The organism is Streptomyces fragilis (assembly GCF_003112515.1).
GTDB lineage: Bacteria > Actinomycetota > Actinomycetes > Streptomycetales > Streptomycetaceae > Streptomyces > Streptomyces fragilis.
In genome coordinates this window covers 579,526-600,269 of sequence record NZ_BEVZ01000004.1, presented here as the reverse complement: position 1 = coordinate 600,269, position 20,744 = coordinate 579,526, and the positions used below count along the sequence as shown (strand labels likewise).

Sequence of the window (20,744 nt, the reverse complement as noted above, 5' to 3'; positions counted from 1 at the left end):
GGGGTCCGAGCGGCCGCGATTGGCATGGACCTGTCGGCGCTCACGCCCCGGGGCGGACCCGACCGGTCCACCCGACACCGCTCCCCAATGCAGGAGGAATCCTCGGATGGCAGTCATGCGGAGCTCCCGTAGCAGAATGCTCGCCGGCGCCGGCGCCCTGGCCGCGGCCGCCCTCACCGGCAGCCTGTTCACCGCGCTTCCCGCCCAGGCGGCCGGGGCCACCGGCACGATCGCCTACGCGAACGCGGAGAACGCGGTCAAGGGCAGCTACATCGTCACGCTGAAGTCGGACACCAAGGCCGGCTCGGCCAAGGGCAAGGACGTCGCCAAGAAGCACGGCGCCCAGGTCGAGAAGACCTTCCGCAAGGCGGTCAACGGCTACACGATCGAGGCCACCCAGGCCGAGGCCGCCAAGCTGGCCGCCGACCCGGCCGTCGCGCTGGTCGAGCAGAACCGCACCTTCACCATCCAGACGACGCAGACCAACCCCACCTGGGGCCTGGACCGCATCGACCAGACCGCGCTGCCGCTGAACAGCTCGTACACCTACGACGACACGGCCGGCGCCGGCGTCACCGCGTACGTCATCGACACCGGTGTGCGCATCTCGCACACCGACTTCGGCGGCCGTGCCCGCAACGGTTACGACGCGGTCGACGGCGACAGCGTCGCCCAGGACGGCAACGGCCACGGCACCCACGTCGCCGGCACCATCGCGGGCTCCACCTACGGGGTGGCCAAGAAGGCGAACATCGTCGGCGTCCGCGTGCTGGACAACAGCGGTTCGGGCACCACCGCCGGCGTGATCGACGGCGTCGACTGGGTCGCGTCCAACGCGGTCAAGCCGGCCGTCGCCAACATGTCCCTGGGCGGCGGCGCCTCCTCCACCCTGGACACCGCGGTGCGCAACGCCATCGCCTCCGGCGTGACCTTCGCGGTCGCCGCGGGCAACGAGTCCGTCACCGCGACCGGGTCGCCGGCCCGGGTGAGCGAGGCCATCACCGTCGGCGCCACCACCAGCACCGACGCGCGCGCCAGCTACTCCAACTACGGCTCGGCGCTGGACATCTTCGCCCCGGGCTCGTCCATCAAGTCGACCTGGAACACCGGCGACTCGGCGACCAACACCATCTCCGGCACCTCGATGGCCACCCCGCACGTCGCGGGCGCCGCGGCCCTCTACCTGGCCGACAACACCTCGGCCTCGCCGGCGACGGTCGCCTCCGCGCTGATCGCCAACTCGGTCTCCGGCAAGGTCACCAGCCCGGGCACCGGTTCGCCCAACCGCCTGCTGTACGTCGGCGCGGGCGGCACGACCCCGCCGCCCGGCACGTCCTTCAGCAACACCACGGACTACGCGATCGGCGACAACAAGACCGTCGAGTCCTCGATCACCGTCAGCGGCGTCACCGGCAACGCGCCGGCCACCCTGCAGGTGCCGGTCAACATCGTCCACACCTACATCGGTGACCTCCAGGTCCAGCTGATCGCCCCCGACGGCTCGGCCTACACGCTGAAGGCGTACGGCACCGGCACCTCCACGGACAACATCAACACCACCTACACGGTGAACGCCTCCTCCGAGGTGGCCAACGGCACGTGGAAGCTGCGGGTCAGCGACAACGCCGCGGGCGACACCGGCTACATCAACAGCTGGGGCCTGACCTTCTGAGGTCACCCCGCCCCGCCGCGTCCCTGAGCCCCGCCCCCGTCACGTCCGTCGTGACGGGGGCGGGGCCTTTGGGGTGCCGCGGTGTGCCATGGGGCGCCCGTGGGGTGCCCTGAGTGGGGGAAAGGCCGTTCGAATAACATGCGCTCCTCACGCCCACCCCCGCCCGACCCCGATCCCGGCGCCGCGCCGACGCGGCACCGGATACCGGACACCCGCACGAGGAGCACCACCCAGTGGCCACCGAACCGCCCACCCCGCCGCCGCACCCCGGCAGTCCCGACTCCGACGGTCCGGAAACCGGCGCCGCTCCGACGCCTCCGGCGGTCTCCTTCACCAAGCCCCCGGCCACCTTGGGCGACCAGCCTTCCCCCGTCGAGCCGCCCACGCCGGCCGACGCCGTGCCGACCGCACCGGCGGCCGCCGTGCCGGCCGCCGTCGAGCCGCCCGCGCCGGCCGACCCCGCCCCGGCCGGACCGCCGCCGCAGGTGCCTGCGGCCCCGCGGGACCTGTGGGCCCCGCCGGAGTCGAGCGGTGTTCCGCAGGCACCCGCGCCGCCGGCCCCCACCCCCTACCCGGCGCCGCCCGGTGGGGCCGGCGGGTTCGGACCGCCGGTCCCGGCCGGCCCGCACGGCGCGGGGCCGTACCCGCACGGCCCGGGGCCGTACCCGTACGGCGCGCCCGCGCCGTTCGGCGGGTTCGCTCCCCAGAAGCCGCCCTACAACGGCCTGGCGATCACCGCCCTGGTGCTCGGCCTCCTGTGCTGCGTGCCGCTGGCCGGCGTGATCCTCGGCGTGATCGCCCTCGTCCAGATCAGGAAGAAGGGGCAGCGCGGCAAGGGCCTGGCCGTCACCGGCATCGTGCTCTCCACCATCGGCACTCTCTTCGCCGTGCTCTTCTTCACCACCGGAGGATGGACGGCGTTCAAGGGCGGCTTCGAGGAGGGCCTCCGTGGGGCACCGGCACGCTCCGGCCGGGCGACTGCTTCGACCGGCCGGGCGGCTGGGAGGGCGGCCCGGCGGAGGACGGCGGGCAGGCCGACCAGATCGACGAGGTGCCGTGCGACGTCCCCCACGACGGTGAGGCCTTCGCGCGCTTCGACCTCACCGACGGTGCCTACCCCGGGAAGGACGATGTGACCGACGAGGCCGACCGGCGCTGCGTCGCGCAGCTGTCCCGGTACGCCATGGACGCGTGGAAGCTCGCCCCGGAGGCGGAGTACTTCTACAACTACCCGTCCGATGCGGCCTGGTCGCTCGGTGACCGCTCCGTCGTCTGCGCTCTCGCCGCGCGGGAGGGGCAGCTGACCGGGCCGCTGCGCCTGGACGAAACGGTCCTCGGCGGCGACCAGCTGGCCTACCTGGAGCCGGTCGCGGGGCTCAACACCGCGCTGGCCGGTGCGCCGTTCACCGGGGTGGACGAGGACCTGGCGGCCCACCAGAAGTGGGCGGGCGAGGTCGCCGGCGAACTCTCCGCCGTCTCCGAGGCGTTGCGGGCCCACGAGTGGGACGCCGAGGCGGCCCCGGACGCCGAGCAGCTCGCGGACGAGGTCGACGTCGCCCGCGCCCTGTGGGAGAAGCTGGACACCGCGAAGAACGCCGACGAGTTCCGCATCGGCTGGTCGGCGGCCCTCTTCGCGCTGACCGACGGCACCGGCGGCGCCGAGGACCTGCGCAAGGCGCTCGACCTGAGCTCCGAGCGTCCGGACTCCGACTCCAGCCCCGTCATCCCCGCCGGCGCCCTCTAGGAACCGCGCTCCCCCGCCCCGCCGTGGCACCGCCGCGACGGGGGACTCCCCCCGGGCGCGCGCCCCACCCGCTGGGGGGAGTTCGGAAGGCGGATCGGCGTCGTCGGGACGGACGCCCGTCCGGCCGACGCGCGAACGACCCTGGCGGTGGGTGACCGCTTCGACGAGTCCGGGGAGGCGGAGGCCACCGCCGAACCGGAGGGCCACGAGGTGCCGGACGACGAGAAGGCGTCCTGCGACACCCCTCACCACGGCGAGACCTACGCGCGCTTCGACCTGCCGGACGCGTCCTACCCGGGCGAGGGCGAGCTGGTCACGGGGCGACCGCTCCGCGGTCTGCGTCTTCGTGGCGGCCGGCGAGGGGTTGGAGCTCCCCTCGGGGCTCCGCCAGGACCGGGACGCCTGCAGCAGCCACCAGCTCGCCTACCTGGAGGCAGCCGGCGAGATCAACGCCGTGCCGGCCCGGGTACCGCTGGGGGACATGGAGGCGGAACTGTGGGTCTACCAGGAATGGTCGAACGAGGTCGCGGGCTACCTCGGTCTGTTCTCCGCCGCGCTGCGCGACCACCGCTGGGAGGGCGAGGCCGCGCCGTTCGCCGCCGAACACGGCTCCCAGCTGTTCTGAGGACCGGCCGTCGGACACCGGGCCGGTGGGTCGCCCCCACCGGCCCGCCCGGTTCCGCTCCGTGAGGTGACCGGCCCTGGCGCTCCGGCGTCCGCGGCCCGTCCGGAGGCGCGCCGGGCGTACCGGAGCACGCCGGGGCACACCGCGGACGGCGGACTGAACGGGTCCCGCGCTGGGCAGGATTTGCCCCTCCAGAGCCTGGTCAACCGTGGTTCATCACTTCGGGTGAAACACTGGCCCTTGCTTGCGTGCAGCTACCCACGGTTGCCAGTCTGTGGCTGCCTGTACAGCCCGAGCGAAGCGGAGCGGCCAGTGACATTCGGTGAGCAGCCGGCGTACCTGCGCGTCGCGGGTGATCTCCGGAAGAAGATCGTCGACGGTTCGCTCGCGCCGCACACCCGCCTCCCCTCGCAGGCCCGGATCCGCGAGGAGTACGGGGTCTCCGACACGGTCGCCCTGGAGGCCCGCAAGGTGCTGATGGCCGAAGGGCTGGTCGAGGGCCGTTCGGGCTCCGGTACCTACGTGCGTGAGCGCCCCGTGCCGCGCCCGGTCGCCCGCTCCGGTTACCGCCCGGCGGGCGGCGCCAACCCGTTCCGCCAGGAGCAGGCCGACGAGAGGTCCCGCGGCACCTGGGACTCCCGCAGCGAGCAGGCCGAGGCGGAGCCGGAGATCGCCGAGCGGCTGCGCATCGCCCCCGGCGACCGGGTGATGCGCACCCGCTACGTGTTTCGCGAGAACGGGGAGCCGATGATGCTCTCCACCTCCTGGGAGCCCCTGGAGGTCACCGGGCGGACCCCCGTGATGCTGCCGGAGGAGGGGCCGCTCGGCGGGATGGGCGTGGTCGAGCGGATGGCCGGGATCGACGTGGTGGTCGACAACGTCACCGAGGAGGTGTCGGCCCGCCCCGGACTGGCCGAGGAACTGCTGGCGCTGGGCGGCGTGCCCGGCCACGTGGTGCTGGTGATCCGCCGGACGTTCTTCGCCTCGGGGCGGCCGGTGGAGACCGCGGACGTGGTGATTCCGGCCGACCGGTACCGGGTCTCCTACCACCTTCCGGTGCGGTAACTCCCTTACCGGCCGCGGTGGGCGGCCTGTCGCGGGCGTCGGATTCCGGACGATCTGATGGCCTGTGGGTCGTTCCGCGGCACGGGAGCGTGAAGGTCAGGCGCACGCCGGAGGGGGGCGTGCGCCCCCTCGTTATGGCCGGTTGCCTGCCTCTTTGGCCGAAGTCGTGTTCGCTGCGTGAAGGTTGGGCGTACGCTCGGGCATATGCGTACAGCGGTTTCATCGGCGAGACCGGCGAGCGGGGAGGCGCGATGAGCGACGGCACGATCACCCTTCCCTGGCAGGTCATCCGCCAGGACGACAACGGCAACCGCTACCGGGTGGGCCAGTACGCCACGCGCGCGGAGGCACAGAAGATCGCCGACAACCTCGACTCGCGCGGGCACAAGCAGCTGTACTGGGTCGAGCGGATCGGCGGGTCCACGGGTCCGGCCGGCTTCCCCGGCCCGTCCGACGCGGCCTGACCCGCGTCCCTTATGCTCCGGCGCATGACGGTTGGTGTCACCGTGGTCGGGGCGGCCCTCTTCGACGAGGGCAGGCTGCTGGCCGCGCGCCGCAGCGCGCCGCCCGAGCTGGCGGGCCGCTGGGAGCTGCCCGGCGGCAAGGTCGAGAAGGGCGAGACGCCCGAACAGGCGCTGGTGCGCGAACTGCGCGAGGAACTGGGCGTCGACGCGCGGACCGTCGGGCGGGTGCCCGGCGAGTGGCCGCTGCGCGAGCCCTATGTCCTGCGGGTCTGGACGGCCCTGCTGGAACCGGGCTCCCCGGCGCCCGCGCCGCTGCAGGACCATGACGAGCTGCGCTGGCTGTCCCCGGAGGAGATCTGGGACGTCGACTGGCTGGACCAGGACGTGCCGGCGGTGCGCCGGGCCCTGGAACACCGTCCCCCTGTCCGCTGAACATTTCTCGAACATCTCTTCGGCCGTGATGGTAAGCACCCTTGTGCCCGGGTATGGGCCCTTATGTCATCCATCGTCCGGCGGGCGGCCGGGGCCTTCCGGGGAGAGGTGGTCGAGGTGCTCGACGTACGGAAGACGCCCCGCGCCGAGTGGACCTTCCCGTCGTCGCCCCGCGCGGTGCCGGCCGCCCGGTCGGCGGTCGTCGGGCGGCTGGAGGCGTGGGGGCTCGACGGCGTGCGGGACACCGCGGCGCTGCTCGTGACCGAGCTGATCACCAACTCCGTCCGGCACGGGCCGGGCGGCCCCATCGACCTGCGGATCTTCGCTCCGGATGCCGAGGGCGGCCCGGAAGTCGAGGGCGGCCCGGGGACCGTGCGGATCGAGGTCCGCGACGAGGATCCCCTCCCGCCGCGGCCGCGCGAGGAGGTGCGCCCGGAGGACGAGAGCGGGCGCGGACTGCTGCTGCTCACCTCCCTGGCGAGGGCATGGGGTGTACACCCCGGACTGCGGGGGAAGACGGTGTGGTTCGAGCTGGCGGTGCCCGGGTGAGGGTCCCGCACCGGTCGCGGCTCGAGATCTCTCAGGTCACCCGACGTACTGGCGGTTCGGGCGGGATATGGGTGGTTAGGAGACCGGGGGAGTGAAGGACGGTGTCGCACGGCGGCGCGGTGCTGGATACTGCGGGCAGCCGCCCGAGGTGACCGGCCCGGGTGGGTGTGCTGGAGGGGACGGTTCGCGTGGGCGGGATACCACCGAGGGGCCCGGGAGAAGAGGCCCCCGAGGTCGACGGGGTGTGGCAGAGCGGGCCGCCCGGATCTCTGAGCGACGCGCTGGGCATCGCCACGTTCTCACTCGGCCCGGACGGGCTGGTCGACCAGTGGAGCGCACGCGCCGAGAGCCTGCTGGGCGTACCGGCCCGGCTCGCCGTCGGGCGCGACCCGGTGGAGACCTTCGTGCGGCCCGAGCTGCGCGGCGGCGTCCGCCGAAAGATGGCCGAGATACTCGACGGCCGTGAGTGGACCGGCGTCGTCCCCTACCTCCGCCCCGCCGAGGGCGGCGACGGCACCGCGGGCCGCGACGGCACCGCCGACCGCGCCGGACGCGGCGCCGGCGGCGGCGCGACCGAGGCCCTGGCCGAGATCCACGTGATGCCGACCCGCAACGCCGAGGGGGAGCGCGCCGCGCTCTGTCTGGTGATCGACGTCCGCACCCTCCAGGGACTCGAGGCGGACCTGGCCGCCTCGCAGGCGATATTCGGCCAGTCCCCGTTCGGCTTCCTGCTGATCGACGCCGACCTGCGGATCCAGCGCGCCAACCAGCGCTTCGCCTCCGTCTTCGGCGGCCGCCCCGACGACCACCTCGGCCGAGGCGTCCACGACTACCTGGCGCCCCCGGAGGCCGAACGCGTCGCCACCGCGCTGCGGCAGGTCCTGGAGACCGGCCACTCCGTCACCGACATGCACGTCACCGGCAGCGTCGGCGACGGCGCCCGGACCCGCGACTGGTCGATCAACCTCTACCGCGTGCACGCCGGCAGCGGCCGCCCGATCGGCGTGGCCTGGCTCGGCATCGACGTCACCGCCCGCAAGGAGGCCGCCCGCGAGGCCGCGGCGGCCCGCCGCAACCTCCAGCTGCTCAACGAGGCCGGCGCCCGCATCGGCAACAGCCTCGACCTGCAGACCACCGCGCGCGAGCTGCTGGACGTCGTCGTCCCGCACTTCTGCGACCTGGCCACCGTCGACCTCTACGAGGCGCTGCTGGTGGGCGACGAGGCCGCCCCCGGCCTCGCCGACGGCAGCGCCGCGCTGCGCCGGGTCGGCTTCTCCAGCGCCGTCGCCGACCTGGCCTTCCCCGCCGACGACGCGCCCCACGAGGTCGGCACGGTGCACCACTACCCGTTCAACTCGCCGTGCGCGGACGCGCTGCGCACCGCCGAGCCGCGGCTGGTGCCGCCCACCGGGGGCCACCGCAGGACCCTCTCCACGCTGGCGGTGCCGATGGTCGCCCACGACACCGTGGTCGGCCTGGTGAAGTTCGCCCGGGTCACCGGCAGCGAGCCCTTCGGCGAGCGGGACCGGGCGCTGGCCGCGCAGCTGGCCTCGCGGGCCGCCGTCTGCATCGACAACGCGCGCCTCTACCGGCGCGAGCACCAGCGGGCGCTCATCATGCAGCGCTCCCTGCTGCCGCCCGGCGACCCCGAGGCGGCCGGCCTGGACATCGCCTGCCGCTACCTTCCCGGCAGCTCCACCGCCGAGGTGGGCGGCGACTGGTTCGACGTGATCGAGCTGCCCGGTCACCGCACCGCCCTGGTGGTCGGCGACGTGATGGGCCGCGGTCTGCGGGCCGCCGTCGCCATGGGCGAGCTGCGCACCGCCGTCCGCACCCTGGCGCTGCTCGACCTCAGCCCCGCCGAGGTGCTGGGCGCGCTCGACGAGATCGCCCGCGGCCTCGGCTCGCCCGGACTGCCCGCGCAGAAGAGCGGCCGCACGGCACGGCGGCCGGACGGCGCCGACCCGGCCGAGGTGTACCTCGCGACCTGCGTCTACGCCGTGTACGACTCGGTCACCCGGCGCTGCGTCTTCGCCAACGCCGGGCACCTGCCGCCGGTGGTCGTGGAACCGGGCGGGCGGCCCGGGCGCATGCTCGAGGTGCCGCCCGGGATGCCGCTGGGCGTCGGGGGCGAACCCTTCGAGGAGGTCGAGGTCGAGCTCCCCGACGGGGCGCTGCTGGCCCTCTACACCGACGGCCTGGTCGAGTCCCGCCACCAGCCGCTGGACGACGGGCTCGACGCGTTCGTCGCCGCGATCACCGACCCCACGCGGCCGCTGGAGGAGGTCTGCGACCAGGTCCTGGGCGCACTGGACACCCACCACGGCGAGGACGACATCGCGCTGCTGCTGGCCCGGATCCGCGGACTGCCGCGCGAGGCGGTGGGGGACTGGACCTTCCCCGCGGAGGCGCGCAGCGTGGGCCGGGCGCGCGACCACACCCGTGAGCAGCTCGCCTCGTGGGGACTGGACGCGCTGGACGACACGGCGGAACTGCTGGTCAGCGAGCTGGTCACCAACGCGCTGCGGTACGGCGAGGGCGACATACGGCTGCGGCTGCTGCTGGACCGGACGCTGGTGTGCGAGGTGTGGGACGCGGGGCTGGTGCAGCCGCGGCGGCGGCGGGCGCGGGACACGGACGAGGGGGGACGCGGGTTGCAGCTGGTGCAGCTGCTCTCCGCGGCGTGGGGATCGCGGCGGACCCACCGCGGCAAGACCGTCTGGTTCGAGCTCGCCCTCCCCAAGGCCGGCGCCCCCGCCCCCGACCCCACCGAGGCCTTCCTCGACCTCTTCTGACGGGTCCGGCCCCCCGGCCCCCCTTGGCCCACCGGCCCCCCGCCCCCGGGACCTCCGCGCCCTGCGGGCGCCGCCCGCCCTTCGGCGGACGGCCGCTCCCGGCCCGGGGCCGCGGGGGTCAGGGGGTGATGCCGCCCGGGTCGGTCTCGCGCGGGGCGGTGGTGGAGCCGCGGCGGCCGCGGGTGGCGGGGCCGCCGAAGGAGCCGGGAGGGCCTCCGTCCGCGCCGCCCCCGAGGAGCACGCCCCCGAGCACCGCACCTCCCACGCCACCGCCCCGCGGCCCGTACGCGTCCCGGTATGCCCGCACGTCCTCCTCCGCCAGCCTCCGCGCCTGCCGCGCCAGCCCGTCCGCGTCCCGCGCGTCCTCCGGCGCCCGCTCCTGCACCGCGCGGCCCAGCAACCGGTGCGCCTCGGCCAGCCGCACCCGGGCCCGCACCCCCACAGCGCCCCGGTGCGCCCCCACGTAGTCCTCGGCCGCCGCCGCCGAGCAGCGCGCCACCAGCACCGCCGCCGGGAACAGCGCGTCGTCCTCCCCGGGCGGCTCCGCCTCCGGCAGCGGCACCGCCGTCGTCGCCGTCCGCACCACCCGCCGCAGCACGTCCAGCGGGTCGCACGCCCCCTTGTCCACCTCCGCCCGCAGCGCCGCCAGCGGCTCCTTGCCCACCCGGGCGAACGCCGCCTCGAAGGCCTGCGGGATCGCCTCGTCGGCCTCGGCGAGCTCCGCGGACAGCCGGTCCACGCCGTTCACCAGCGCGGCGACCTGCGAGATCGCCCCCTCGGCGGCGCGCAGGTGCAGCGCCGCGGCGACCGGGTCGCCCAGGTCGCCCGTCTGCCGCGAGCGGTTGAGCCGGCTGGTTGCGAAGACCAGCCGCTCCTTGGCCAGCTCGACCTGGCCCGACACCGTCATCACCGCGGACGGCGCGTAGCGCGCCCCGATCGCCGCCAGGTTGGCCTCGCTCGCGCCGACCCGCCCGGTCAGCGCCCGGAACCGCTGCTCCGCCACGGTCAGCGCCTCGGGGACGCCGGTCCCGTCCTCCAGGGCGCGCAGCCGGTCGAACTCCTCGGCCTCCGCGTCCAGCCGCCGCCCCACCGCCCGGCACCGGTCCAGCACGTCGTGCAGCACGGCGATTCGCCCGGGGCCGGGCGGCGTGCCCTCGGCGGGCGGCTCACCGGCGTCGTGGAGCAGGGCGAACACCGCGGCGACCTCGGTCTCGGCGCCGCGGACCGCGCGGGCGAAGCCCTGGACGGCGGCCGCCCCGAACCTCGCCTCGGCGAACCCCAGCTCCTCGCGGCTGGTGTGCACGCAGTCGTCGGCCGCGACCAGCGCGGCACCGGCCCGCGCCTCGAGCTCGAGGACCGGCACGTCGCCGCGCCCGGTCCGGGCCCGCAGCCGGGTCAGCGCGCCGCCGCCCTGCACGGCGGGCTCGGGCGGCGCCGAGGCGGCCGGCGCCGCGGCGGACTCCGCTCCGGTGCGCAGGGTCCGGGTCCGGGACCGCCGGGTGCGGCGGACGTAGCCGTACCCGGCCAGCACGCCGACCGCGCCGCCGATCACGACGGGCAGCGCCACGTCGGCCACCGAGGCGGCGGCCCGCGCCTCGGCCGGTATCCCGGCGGATCGCCGGGCCCGGTCGTCGGCGGGCTCGACGCGCCCGTCGGCCGCGGCGACCGCCACCGGGGCGGTCGCCGCGGCCGCGGGCGGGCTCCAGGCCGGGGCGGTCAGGAGAAGGAGGAGGGCGGCGGCCCTGGCCGGCAGAGGGGTGTGCCGGTGGGGCCGGGTGCGGGTCGATGGTGACGGGGTGGGCATCACAGGGGGGAGCGTATGGCCGGGTGCGTCCGTTGGCGACCGGTATGCGTCTGAATCAGGTCAAGGGCAGGCCATGAGTGGACGCGCGGTGATCGGAGGCGATCCGATCCACGTCACCGCACCCTCGCGCCCGGAACGGCCCCGGACCCCTTCCCGTTCGGCCGCACGTTGCTCCCAACGGGTGGGATCCGGGGCGAACTGTCGCCGTGTCGTGGGACAGGAGTGCGTGAGTTCGCCTTCAGTGAGCCATAAATCTCATCGGTTAATCGGGAAAATCGACCGCAGGCCGCGTTGCCCGGACGTTACGAGGAGCGGCTCGCCCCGGAGGCAGCAGTGACGTACCACCACCGTGTCGGACCGCGCGCCGTCATGCGCTCGGTCGTCTTTCTCACCGCGGGCCTGCTCGCGGTGACCGCGCTGTCCGGCTGCGGCTCCGGGGAGCAGGCGAGCGAGCCGCTGGCAGGCCCGGACATCGCGCCCGCCACCCGCGAGCGGATCAAGGACGGCGGCACCCTGCGCTGGGCCGTCGACTCCGTCCCGCAGACCCTGAACACCTTCCAGTCCGACGCCGACGCCACCACCACCCGCGTCGCCCAGGCCGTGCTCCCCGCCATGTTCCGGCTGGACTCCCGGGGCCGCCCGCAGCGCGCCGCCGAGTTCCTCGAGTCGGCGGAGGTGGTGGGGACCGAGCCCAAGCAGGTGGTGCTCTACAAGCTCGACCGGGCGGCGGTGTGGAGCGACGGCAGGAAGATCGGCGCCGCGGACTTCGCCGCCCAGTGGCACGCGCTGTCCGGGCGCAACAGCGCCTTCTGGACCGCCCACAACGCGGGCTACGACCGGATCGAACGGGTCCAGCGCGGCACGAACGACCAGGAGGTCAAGGTCACCTTCGCCCGCCGCTACGCCGACTGGCGTTCGCTGTTCTCCCCGCTGTACCCCAAGGACGTCATGGGCACCGCGGAGGCCTTCAACAACGGGGCCCGCAAGGCCCTGCGGGTGACCGCCGGCCCGTTCACGGTCAAGGAGGTCGACCGCAAGGCGGGCGACGTCACCCTGGAGCGGAACGAGCGGTGGTGGGGCGAGCCCGCCAAGCTGGACCGGATCGAGCTGCGCGCGGTGCCGCGCGGGAAGCGGACCGCCGAGCTGGCCGCGGGCAGGCTGGACCTCGCCGAGGTGGACGGCCCCCAGGCCCGCCGGATCGGCTCCGCGGCCCCCGGTCCCAAGGGCACCCCCGCGCCCGGCGGATCCGCGCGGGCGCTGGGTGGCCCCGGCGCCGCGAAGGCGGCGACGCCCGCGCTGCTGACCGGGGCGCCCGGAGCGGGCGCCGCCGGCACGGTGGCCGCCGCCGCGGCCACCCTCTCCTGGGCCGCCCTGCACGGCTCCGACGCGAAGGCCGCCGCGGCCGAGGGGGCGGCGCGCGCGAAGCGGGCCGAGGCGGAGAAGAGGTTCGCCGCCGAGCAGCAGGGGCTGGGCCGCTACACCGTGCGCAAGTCCCTGGAGCCCGCCTACACCCAGCTCGCCCTCAACGGCTCCCAGGGTCCGCTCGCCGACGAGCGGGTCCGCCGCGCGGTGGCCAGGGCGCTGGACCGCGAGGAGCTGGCCAGGACGGTGCTGGGTCCGCTGGGCCTGCCCACCGAGCCGGTCGGCAGCCACGTCGCGCTCGCCGGGCAGTCGTACTACGCCGACGGCAGCGGGGCGCTCGGGGACCACGACACCGAGAAGGCGCTGTCGCTGCTGGCCGAGGCCGGCTGGAAGGCGGGCGGTCCGGTCAGGGAGCCGGCCGCCGGCGTGGCGGGCGCGGGCGGCAACGGGCCCGGCGGGAAGTCCGCGACCTCGCCGTCCCCGGCCGGCTCCCCGCCAGCAGGCACCGGCGACTCCACCGGTTCCCCCACCGCCGGGGCCCCCACCCCGAGCGCGTCCGCCGCCGCTTCCTCGGCGTCCCCGGCCTCCTCGGAGTCCTCGCAGACCCCCGAGTCCTCGGAGTCCGCGTCGGTCGCGGAGGAGGACGACGGCGACGCGACCTACGTGGTCGGGGAGGACGGCAAGCCCGCCCGCGACGCCCGCGAGCAGCAGGGCGGCGGAATGCCCGGCGCCTACGCCCCGCGGGGCACCGCGGCGCCCGCCGGGGCGGAGACGGCGCAGCTCGCCAAGGACGGCCGCCCGCTCTCGCTGCGGTTCGTGCTGCCCTCCGGCCCGGGCTCGGAGTCGCTGCGGGCGGTCGGCGACCGCGTCCAGCGGATGCTGCGGCAGGTCGGCATCCGCGTCGAGATCACCCGGGTGCCGGACGAGGGCTACTTCAAGGACCACGTCGCCAACGGCCAGTACGACCTGGCGCTGTACTCCTGGCCGGTCTCCGCCTACCCGGCCACCGACGCCCGGCCGATCTTCGCCAAGCCGGTCCCGGCGGCCGACGGGTCGCTGGTGGTCGAGCAGAACTACACCCGGGTCGGCACGGACGAGGTGGACCAGCTCTTCGACCGGGCCGTCTCCGAGCTGGACGAGGAGGAGGGGCGCGAGCTGATGCGGCGGGCCGACGAGCGGATCTGGACGGCGGCCGGGTCGGTCCCGCTGTACCAGCGGCCGCAGCTGGTGGCCGTCCGGCGCACCGTCGCCAACGCCGGGGCGTTCGGATTCGGCACCCCCGTCTACGAGGACATGGGCTTCCTGAAGAAGTGATCCTCCGCCCTGAGCGGCCCCGCCCCCTCGGGAGCGGGGCCGCTCAGGGCGCGGGAGGCCGGCCGCCCCGGGTGCCGCGCGGGCGGTGGCTGCCGCGGGAGCCGGTGGAGGGCGGAGCGGAGGCGGCACAAAAGGGCGATGAGCTGGGCAGACTCTCCCTGGGGCGGGAAAAGCCGCCGTACCCCCGTACGATGGGGTAAGGCCGTGGCGTGCAACAGCCCGGCAGAAGGCCCCGCGCCACCCACCGAGGCGCGCGTTTGGCCACCTCACACTCCGGGAGATAGTCGCAATATGGCCACGCGCCACGACATCCGTAACGTCGCCATCGTCGCCCACGTCGACCACGGCAAGACGACCATCGTCGATGCCATGCTCAAGCAGGCCGGCGCCTTCGCCGCCCACCAGCTGGAGTCCGTCGACGACCGCGTCATGGACTCGAACGACCTGGAGCGTGAGAAGGGCATCACGATCCTCGCCAAGAACACGGCGGTGAAGTACCACCCCAAGGACGGCGGGGAGCCCATCACCATCAACATCATCGACACCCCCGGCCACGCCGACTTCGGCGGCGAGGTCGAGCGCGGTCTGTCGATGGTGGACGGCGTCGTCCTGCTGGTGGACGCCTCCGAGGGCCCGCTGCCGCAGACCCGCTTCGTGCTGCGCAAGGCGCTGATGGCCCGCAAGCCCGTCATCCTGTGCATCAACAAGACGGACCGCCCCGACGCGCGGATCGACGAGGTCGTCAACGAGACCTACGACCTGTTCCTCGACCTGGACGCCGACGAGGACCAGATCGAGTTCCCGATCGTCTACGCCTGCGGCCGTGACGGCGTCGCCTCGCTGACCAAGCCGGCCGACGGCACGGTCCCCGAGGACAGCACCAACCTGGAGCCGTTCTTCTCCACCATCCTGGAGCACATCCCGGCGCCGACGTACGACGAGGAGGCCCCGCTCCAGGCGCACGTCACCAACCTGGACGCCGACAACTTCCTCGGCCGCATCGCGCTGCTGCGCGTGATGAACGGCGAGCTGCGCAAGGGCCAGACCGTGGCCTGGATGAAGCGCGACGGCTCGGTGGCGAACGTCCGCATCAGCGAGCTGATGATGACCGAGGCGCTCACCCGCAAGCCGGCCGAGGTGGCCGGCCCCGGCGACATCTGCGCCGTCGCGGGCATCCCCGACATCACCATCGGCGAGACGCTGGCCGACCCGGAGAACCCGGTCGCCCTGCCGCTGATCCAGGTGGACGAGCCGGCCATCTCCATGGTCATCGGCACCAACACCTCCCCGCTGGTCGGCCGCGGCGCCACCGGCAAGGGCGCCGACAACAAGGCGGCCGTCAAGGACCGCAAGGTCACCGCCCGCCAGGTCAAGGACCGCCTGGAGCGCGAGCTCATCGGCAACGTCTCGCTCCGCGTCCTGGACACCGAGCGCCCCGACGCCTGGGAGGTGCAGGGCCGCGGCGAGCTGGCGCTGGCCATCCTGGTCGAGCAGATGCGCCGCGAGGGCTACGAGCTGACCGTCGGCAAGCCGCAGGTGGTCACCAAGGAGATCGACGGCAAGGTCCACGAGCCCGTCGAGCGCCTGACCGTCGACGTGCCCGAGGAGCACATGGGCGCCGTCACGCAGCTCATGGGCGTCCGCAAGGGCCGGATGGACAACATGTCCAACCACGGCTCCGGCTGGGTGCGCCTGGAGTTCGTGGTGCCGTCCCGCGGCCTGATCGGCTTCCGCACGGAGTTCCTGACCCAGACCCGCGGCACCGGCATCGCCCACTCCATCCACGAGGGCCACGAGCCCTGGTTCGGCACCCTGACGACCCGCAACAACGGTTCGCTGGTCGCCGACCGCTCCGGAGCCGTCACCGCCTTCGCGATGACCAACCTCCAGGAGCGCGGCGTGCTCTTCGTGGAGCCGGGCACCGAGGTGTACGAGGGCATGATCGTCGGCGAGAACTCCCGCTCCGACGACATGGACGTCAACATCACCAAGGAGAAGAAGCTCACGAACATGCGGTCGTCCTCGGCCGACTCGTTCGAGGCGATCGTGCCGCCGCGCAAGCTGTCGCTGGAGCAGTCCCTGGAGTTCTGCCGCGACGACGAGTGCGTCGAGGTGACCCCGGAGGCCGTCCGCATCCGCAAGACGGTCCTCGACCAGCGCGACCGCGCCCGCACGGCCTCCCGCGCCAAGCACAACTGAGCCGCCTCGCCGGCCGCCACGCGGCCGCGCACGGCCCGTTCCCGGAAGCCCGGGCGCCCCACAGGGGCGCCCGGGCTTCCGGGGTTTCCGGGGCGCCTCCGGACGCAACCACTTTGACTTGCGCGATGTCCGGTATTCGGCGCGCTTCGACCGGTAGCCATGTAACACGTCCGTTTCGTGGGCTTCTCGTGGTCGTCGGAATGTCTGGAGTCTGGGAATTTGGGCGCGAGATGTGATTGAACCGAGACCAATAGACAGTGGTCCCGGTCCGGGGTCATGGCAGATAGTTAGCGGCATGGCGCTTCGGTGAACAGTCCGCTGCCTCTGCGGAACGCGGTACGAACCATCGACGCCATGGGGGGTGTTCGTCCATCTGCCGCCGTCACCGGTGGTGACGTGGCAGTGGCGTGCTCCCTCCCCTGTTGGTGAACACGTGGAGTCATGAGGAGGAGTCCCATGGGTGGTGTGACAAGCAGCCTGTGGGCCCGGTCGTCCGCCGGCCGCGTCCAGGCCTGCGGGCTCGACGACTGGCTCTGAACCCACTCCCGGTGGTCCCCGCGAACAGCGCTACGCGCGTAGGTACGTGGTGGCCCGCCATCAATCCGGGTTCTCTGACACTTCATGATCCGGCCGACGGGCCGGCACCAGGTACACCCGTACCGGATGCCGAACGCGGCAAACCCAGACGCGAGATGGGCGAACAGTGACAAGTCCGATCGAGATCGAGGACAGCGCGACGAAGGTCGCCGCCGAGGGCGAGGCGAAGCCCGAAGCGGCCGAACCGACGCTGGAGGGCCGGTCCCCCGGTCAGTTGATGTGGATGCGCTTCAAGCGCGATCGCGTCGGCGTGATCTGCGCGTGGATCGTCCTCGCGTATTTCGTCATCGGCCTCGCGGCCCCGCTGCTCACCATGCTGAGCGGCACCGACCCGTACACCATGTACGGCCAGGACCCGGCGTACAGCGACAAGCCGGTGATCGACGAGTTCGGTCTGCCGCTCGGAACGTTCGGCGGAGTCTCGGGAGACCACTGGTTCGGCGTGGAACCCGAATTGGGCCGTGACATGTTCGCCCTCCTGATCTACGGCATCCGCACCTCGCTGCTGATGGCGCTGCTGGTCACCGTGCTGTGCATGGTGACGGGCGTGGTCATCGGTCTCGTCGCGGGCTTCCTGGGCGGCAAGACCGACTTCTTCGTCGGACGGGTCACGGACTTCTTCCTCGCGTTCCCGAGCCAGCTGTTCTTCATCGCCTTCATGCCGGTCATCACGGCGCTCTTCGTCGATCCGCAGGAGGAGACCCCGACCTACTTCCGGGCCCTCGCCATGCTGATCGTGCTGTGGATCCTGGGATGGATGGGCATGTCCCGCCTGGTGCGGTCGGTCGTGATGATGCTGCGCGAGCGGGAGTTCGTGGAGGCCGCCAAGGTCTCCGGGGCCTCCAACTGGCGGATCGTCTTCAAGGAGATCCTGCCCAACGTGGTCTCCCCGATCATCGTCCAGTTCACCTACACGCTGCCCAGCACCATCCTGACCATCGCGTTCCTCTCCTTCGCCGGCGTCGGCTTCGTCGAGCCGACCCCTGACTGGGGCCGTCTCTTCGCCAACGGTGCCGACTACACGCAGATGGTCCCGTCCTACATCTTCTTCCCCGGTCTCGCACTGGTGATCTTCGTTCTGGCCTTCAACCTTCTCGGAGACTCCGTACGGGACGCCTTCGACCCCAAGTCCGGACGGTGACCGTCCTTGGTGGGGGGTGACTGTCGCCCCCGGCCCGGCTTCATCGGGCCTGTGTCTCGGCAGTACTCAGGAAACAATCGACAGGTAGGTATCCACTCGTCATGAGAACCTTCAACAAGCGCACCACACGCGCCATAGTGGTGGCCCTGGCTGCCGGTTCGCTGGCACTGACCGGCTGCTCCTCCAACGACGGCGGGAGCAAGGGCGAGTCCAAGGCGAAGACGCAGGACGAGGCCAAGAAGCAGCAGAAGCCGGTTCAGTACGCGGACGCCGCTGCTTCCAACGGTCCGGCCGCCCCGGTCAAGGGCGCCAAGGCCGGCGGCACCATCAAGGCCTACTCCGAGACCGACCTGACCCACATGGACCCGGGTCAGATCTACGTCTCCGACGCCGGTCTGTGGGCCAACCTCGTCCACCGGGGGCTGACGAACTTCCAGGAGGACGCCGACGGCAACCTCACCGTGGTCGGTGACCTCGCCACCGACTCCGGCAAGTCGTCCGACGACGGCAAGACCTGGACGTACACCCTCAAGGAAGGCCTTGAGGACGAGAACGGCAACCCGATCAACTCCGCCGACGTCCGCCACACCATCGAGCGTCAGTACGCCGAGTTCATCTTCGACGGCCCGACGTACCTGCAGACCTGGCTGAGCGGCGCGGACTACCGCAAGGACCTGCCGGACGGCGGCTTCAAGAAGAAGCACCTGCCGGACTCCGTCCTGGAGACCCCGGACGACAAGACGATCATCTTCCACTTCGAGAAGCCGCAGCTCGACGTGCCGCAGATGCTGACCATGCCGGGCTACGCCCTGGTGCCGGAAGAGACCGACACCAAGGAGAAGTACGACAAGAAGCCCGTCGCCACCGGCCCGTACAAGATCGCCGAGTTCAAGCCGGGCAAGTCGCTGAAGCTGGTCCGCAACGACAAGTGGAAGGCCGAGAGCGACCCGGTGCGCAACGCGTACCCGGACGCCTGGGAGTTCGAGATCGGCATCACCGGCCCGACCCAGACCCAGCGTCTGATCGCCGACCAGGGTGACGACAAGAACGCGATCCAGTTCACCGGCTCCGTCGACGCGCCGCAGATCCCCAAGGTCGTCCGGGACAAGAAGCTGCGCTCCCGCACGGTCGAGGGCTACCAGCCCTACGTGTGGCAGCTGAACTTCAACCTTGACCGCGTCAAGAACAAGAAGGTCCGCGACGCCATCACCATCGGCATCAACGCCGAGGCGGTGCTCGCCCTCGACGGCGGCAGCTACGCCGGCGACCCGGCGCCGAACTACTTCGCGCCGACCCTGCCGGGCTACAAGGCCGACTACGACCCGTACGGCCGTCTGAAGAACCCCAAGGGCGACGTCGCCAAGGCCAAGGAGCTCCTGAAGGACGTTCCGGCCGAGGACAAGAAGATCGTCTACGCGTACCGCAACAACGAGCTCGGCCAGAAGCAGAAGGCCACCATCGAGAGCTCGCTGACCTCGCTCGGTCTCGACGTCGTCGCCAAGGAGGTCGAGGCCGCCAGCTTCTACGAGCAGATCGGCAAGGTCGACAACCCGTACGACGTCTACATGACCGGCTGGGGCCAGGACTGGCCGTCGCCGTCCACCGTCGTCACCCCGGTCTACGACCCGTCGCAGCTCCAGGACGGTTCGCCGAACTACTCGCACATCCGTGACGAGAAGGTCCAGCAGCTGATCGACAAGGCTCTCGGGCAGAAGCCCGAGGAGGCCGCCGCCACCTGGCAGGAGGCGCACGAGTACCTCCTCGAGGAGATCAACCCCGGTGCGCCGCTGTATTACACGAAGCAGCTGCAGCTGTTCGGTTCGAACATCGGTGGCGCTCGCTACAGCGTCGAGTCGAGCTACATCAACGTCAACGACCTCTTCCTGAAGTCCTGACGCCCCTCGGCTGACCGCGGGGATGCGCACCAGGCGGAGCGCATCCCCGCGGTTCCGTGACCCCCGTCTCCGTTTCCGCAGAGAGCAGCTCCCCGCCATGTTCAAGTTCATCCTCCGGCGCTCAATGGGTGCCGTGATCACGCTTTTCCTGATCGGAACGGTGACGTTCTTCCTGTTCCTTTCCGGACCCTCCGATTACGCCTCACTTGCCTGCGGCAAGGACTGCTCGCCTGCGAGAATCGAGTCCATCCGGCACGCCATGGGCCTTGATCTGCCGCTGTTCCAGCAGTGGTGGGACTTCATGTCCGGCATCGTGATGGGCCGTGACTTCCCGACCGGGCACTGCAGCGCCCCGTGCCTGGGCGTCTCCTACTCCAGCAACGAGCTGGTCTGGGACACCGTCGTGGACCGCATGCCGCTGACCCTGTCGCTGACCGTCGGCGGACTGGTCGTCTTCCTGTTCATCGGTCTGGCGGCCGGAATGATCGCCGCGTACAAGAAGGGCACCGCGGTCGACAAGTTCGCCACCGGTGCCTCGACGGTGCTGAGCTCCTTCCAGATCTACCTCCTCGGCCCGCTCGCCCTGCTGCTGTTCGTGTGGAGCACCGGCTGGTTCGAGAACCCGAAGTACTACCCTTTCCTGGAGAATCCGTTCCTGTGGCTCGCCGGCCTGTGGATCCCCATCCTGGTGATGTCGACGATCTTCACGGCCCAGTACACGCGTATGGCGCGCTCCGAGCTGGTGCAGCAGCTCCAGGAGGAGCACGTGCGAACCGCGCGGGCCAAGGGGATGAGCAAGAAGTACGTCTTCTTCCGTTACGCGTGGCGAGGCTCGCTGATCCCGATCCTGACGGTGATCGGCATCGACATCTCCAGCCTGCTCTCCGGCGGTGTCGTCACCGAGCTGACCTTCTCGCTGCACGGCCTCGGCCGGCTCGCCGTCGACGGCGCCACGACCAAGGACCTGCCGCTGACCATGGGCGTGATGCTGGTCTCCGCTTTCTTCATCCTGATCTGCAACATGGTCACCGACATCCTGTACGCGTACGTCGACCCGCGTATCCGGCTCTCCTAGGAAGAACGAAC

The 20,744-nt window shown here is 72.4% G+C and carries 15 protein-coding genes; 14 read left to right on the top strand and 1 reads right to left on the bottom strand.

Annotated elements, in window-relative coordinates:
* The first annotated feature begins 106 nt into the window (after positions 1-106).
* From Sfr03f_RS15935 to Sfr03f_RS15895, 9 genes are all read left to right on the top strand, one after another.
* Positions 107-1,672 carry a S8 family peptidase gene (locus Sfr03f_RS15935; RefSeq protein WP_108954553.1) on the top strand — a complete coding sequence of 522 codons (1,566 nt, stop codon included), beginning with the start codon at positions 107-109 and terminating at the stop codon, positions 1,670-1,672.
* 233 nt (positions 1,673-1,905) lie between these two features.
* Complete coding sequence (locus Sfr03f_RS15930; RefSeq protein ID WP_108954552.1) at positions 1,906-2,808, top strand: DUF4190 domain-containing protein; 903 nt, start codon at positions 1,906-1,908, stop codon at positions 2,806-2,808.
* The gene (locus tag Sfr03f_RS15925; protein WP_159105654.1) at positions 2,724-3,416 is read left to right on the top strand and encodes a septum formation family protein; all 693 of its coding nucleotides are present in this window, start codon (positions 2,724-2,726) and stop codon (positions 3,414-3,416) included. The genes Sfr03f_RS15930 and Sfr03f_RS15925 overlap by 85 nt, the downstream gene beginning before the upstream one ends.
* 364 nt (positions 3,417-3,780) lie before the next feature.
* Positions 3,781-4,041 (top strand): hypothetical protein, encoded by a 261-nt coding sequence (locus Sfr03f_RS15920; RefSeq protein ID WP_159105653.1) that lies wholly within the window; start codon positions 3,781-3,783, stop codon positions 4,039-4,041.
* A 312-nt stretch (positions 4,042-4,353) separates the two neighbouring features.
* Positions 4,354-5,106 carry a GntR family transcriptional regulator gene (locus Sfr03f_RS15915; RefSeq protein WP_108954549.1) on the top strand — a complete coding sequence of 251 codons (753 nt, stop codon included), beginning with the start codon at positions 4,354-4,356 and terminating at the stop codon, positions 5,104-5,106.
* 251 nt (positions 5,107-5,357) lie between these two features.
* On the top strand, positions 5,358-5,570 hold the full coding sequence (locus Sfr03f_RS15910; protein ID WP_108954548.1) for an SPOR domain-containing protein: 213 nt from the start codon (positions 5,358-5,360) through the stop codon (positions 5,568-5,570).
* Between the two features lie 24 nt (positions 5,571-5,594).
* The gene (locus tag Sfr03f_RS15905; protein WP_108955011.1) at positions 5,595-6,002 is read left to right on the top strand and encodes a (deoxy)nucleoside triphosphate pyrophosphohydrolase; all 408 of its coding nucleotides are present in this window, start codon (positions 5,595-5,597) and stop codon (positions 6,000-6,002) included.
* Positions 6,003-6,065: 63 nt separating this feature from the next.
* Positions 6,066-6,551 carry an ATP-binding protein gene (locus Sfr03f_RS15900; RefSeq protein WP_108954547.1) on the top strand — a complete coding sequence of 162 codons (486 nt, stop codon included), beginning with the start codon at positions 6,066-6,068 and terminating at the stop codon, positions 6,549-6,551.
* Positions 6,552-6,739: 188 nt separating this feature from the next.
* The gene (locus tag Sfr03f_RS15895) at positions 6,740-9,346 is read left to right on the top strand and encodes a SpoIIE family protein phosphatase (protein ID WP_245967575.1); all 2,607 of its coding nucleotides are present in this window, start codon (positions 6,740-6,742) and stop codon (positions 9,344-9,346) included.
* Between the two features lie 118 nt (positions 9,347-9,464).
* Here Sfr03f_RS15895 and Sfr03f_RS15890 read toward each other — a convergent pair whose 3' ends face one another.
* Entirely contained in the window at positions 9,465-11,150 is a 1,686-nt protein-coding gene (locus Sfr03f_RS15890; RefSeq protein WP_108954545.1) for a hypothetical protein, read from the bottom strand.
* 369 nt (positions 11,151-11,519) lie between these two features.
* Here Sfr03f_RS15890 and Sfr03f_RS15885 point away from each other — a divergent pair, with 369 nt between their 5' ends.
* From Sfr03f_RS15885 to Sfr03f_RS15865, 5 genes are all read left to right on the top strand, one after another.
* The gene (locus tag Sfr03f_RS15885; protein WP_108955010.1) at positions 11,520-13,826 is read left to right on the top strand and encodes an ABC transporter family substrate-binding protein; all 2,307 of its coding nucleotides are present in this window, start codon (positions 11,520-11,522) and stop codon (positions 13,824-13,826) included.
* 291 nt (positions 13,827-14,117) lie between these two features.
* Complete coding sequence (gene typA, locus Sfr03f_RS15880; RefSeq protein WP_108954544.1) at positions 14,118-16,025, top strand: translational GTPase TypA; 1,908 nt, start codon at positions 14,118-14,120, stop codon at positions 16,023-16,025.
* A gap of 703 nt (positions 16,026-16,728) precedes the next feature.
* On the top strand, positions 16,729-17,763 hold the full coding sequence (locus Sfr03f_RS15875; RefSeq protein WP_170145093.1) for an ABC transporter permease: 1,035 nt from the start codon (positions 16,729-16,731) through the stop codon (positions 17,761-17,763).
* A 101-nt stretch (positions 17,764-17,864) separates the two neighbouring features.
* Complete coding sequence (locus tag Sfr03f_RS15870) at positions 17,865-19,658, top strand: ABC transporter substrate-binding protein (RefSeq protein WP_108954543.1); 1,794 nt, start codon at positions 17,865-17,867, stop codon at positions 19,656-19,658.
* Positions 19,659-19,755: 97 nt separating this feature from the next.
* Positions 19,756-20,733, top strand: a complete 978-nt coding sequence (locus tag Sfr03f_RS15865) for an ABC transporter permease (protein WP_108954542.1) — start codon at positions 19,756-19,758, stop codon at positions 20,731-20,733.
* Positions 20,734-20,744 lie beyond the last annotated feature (11 nt).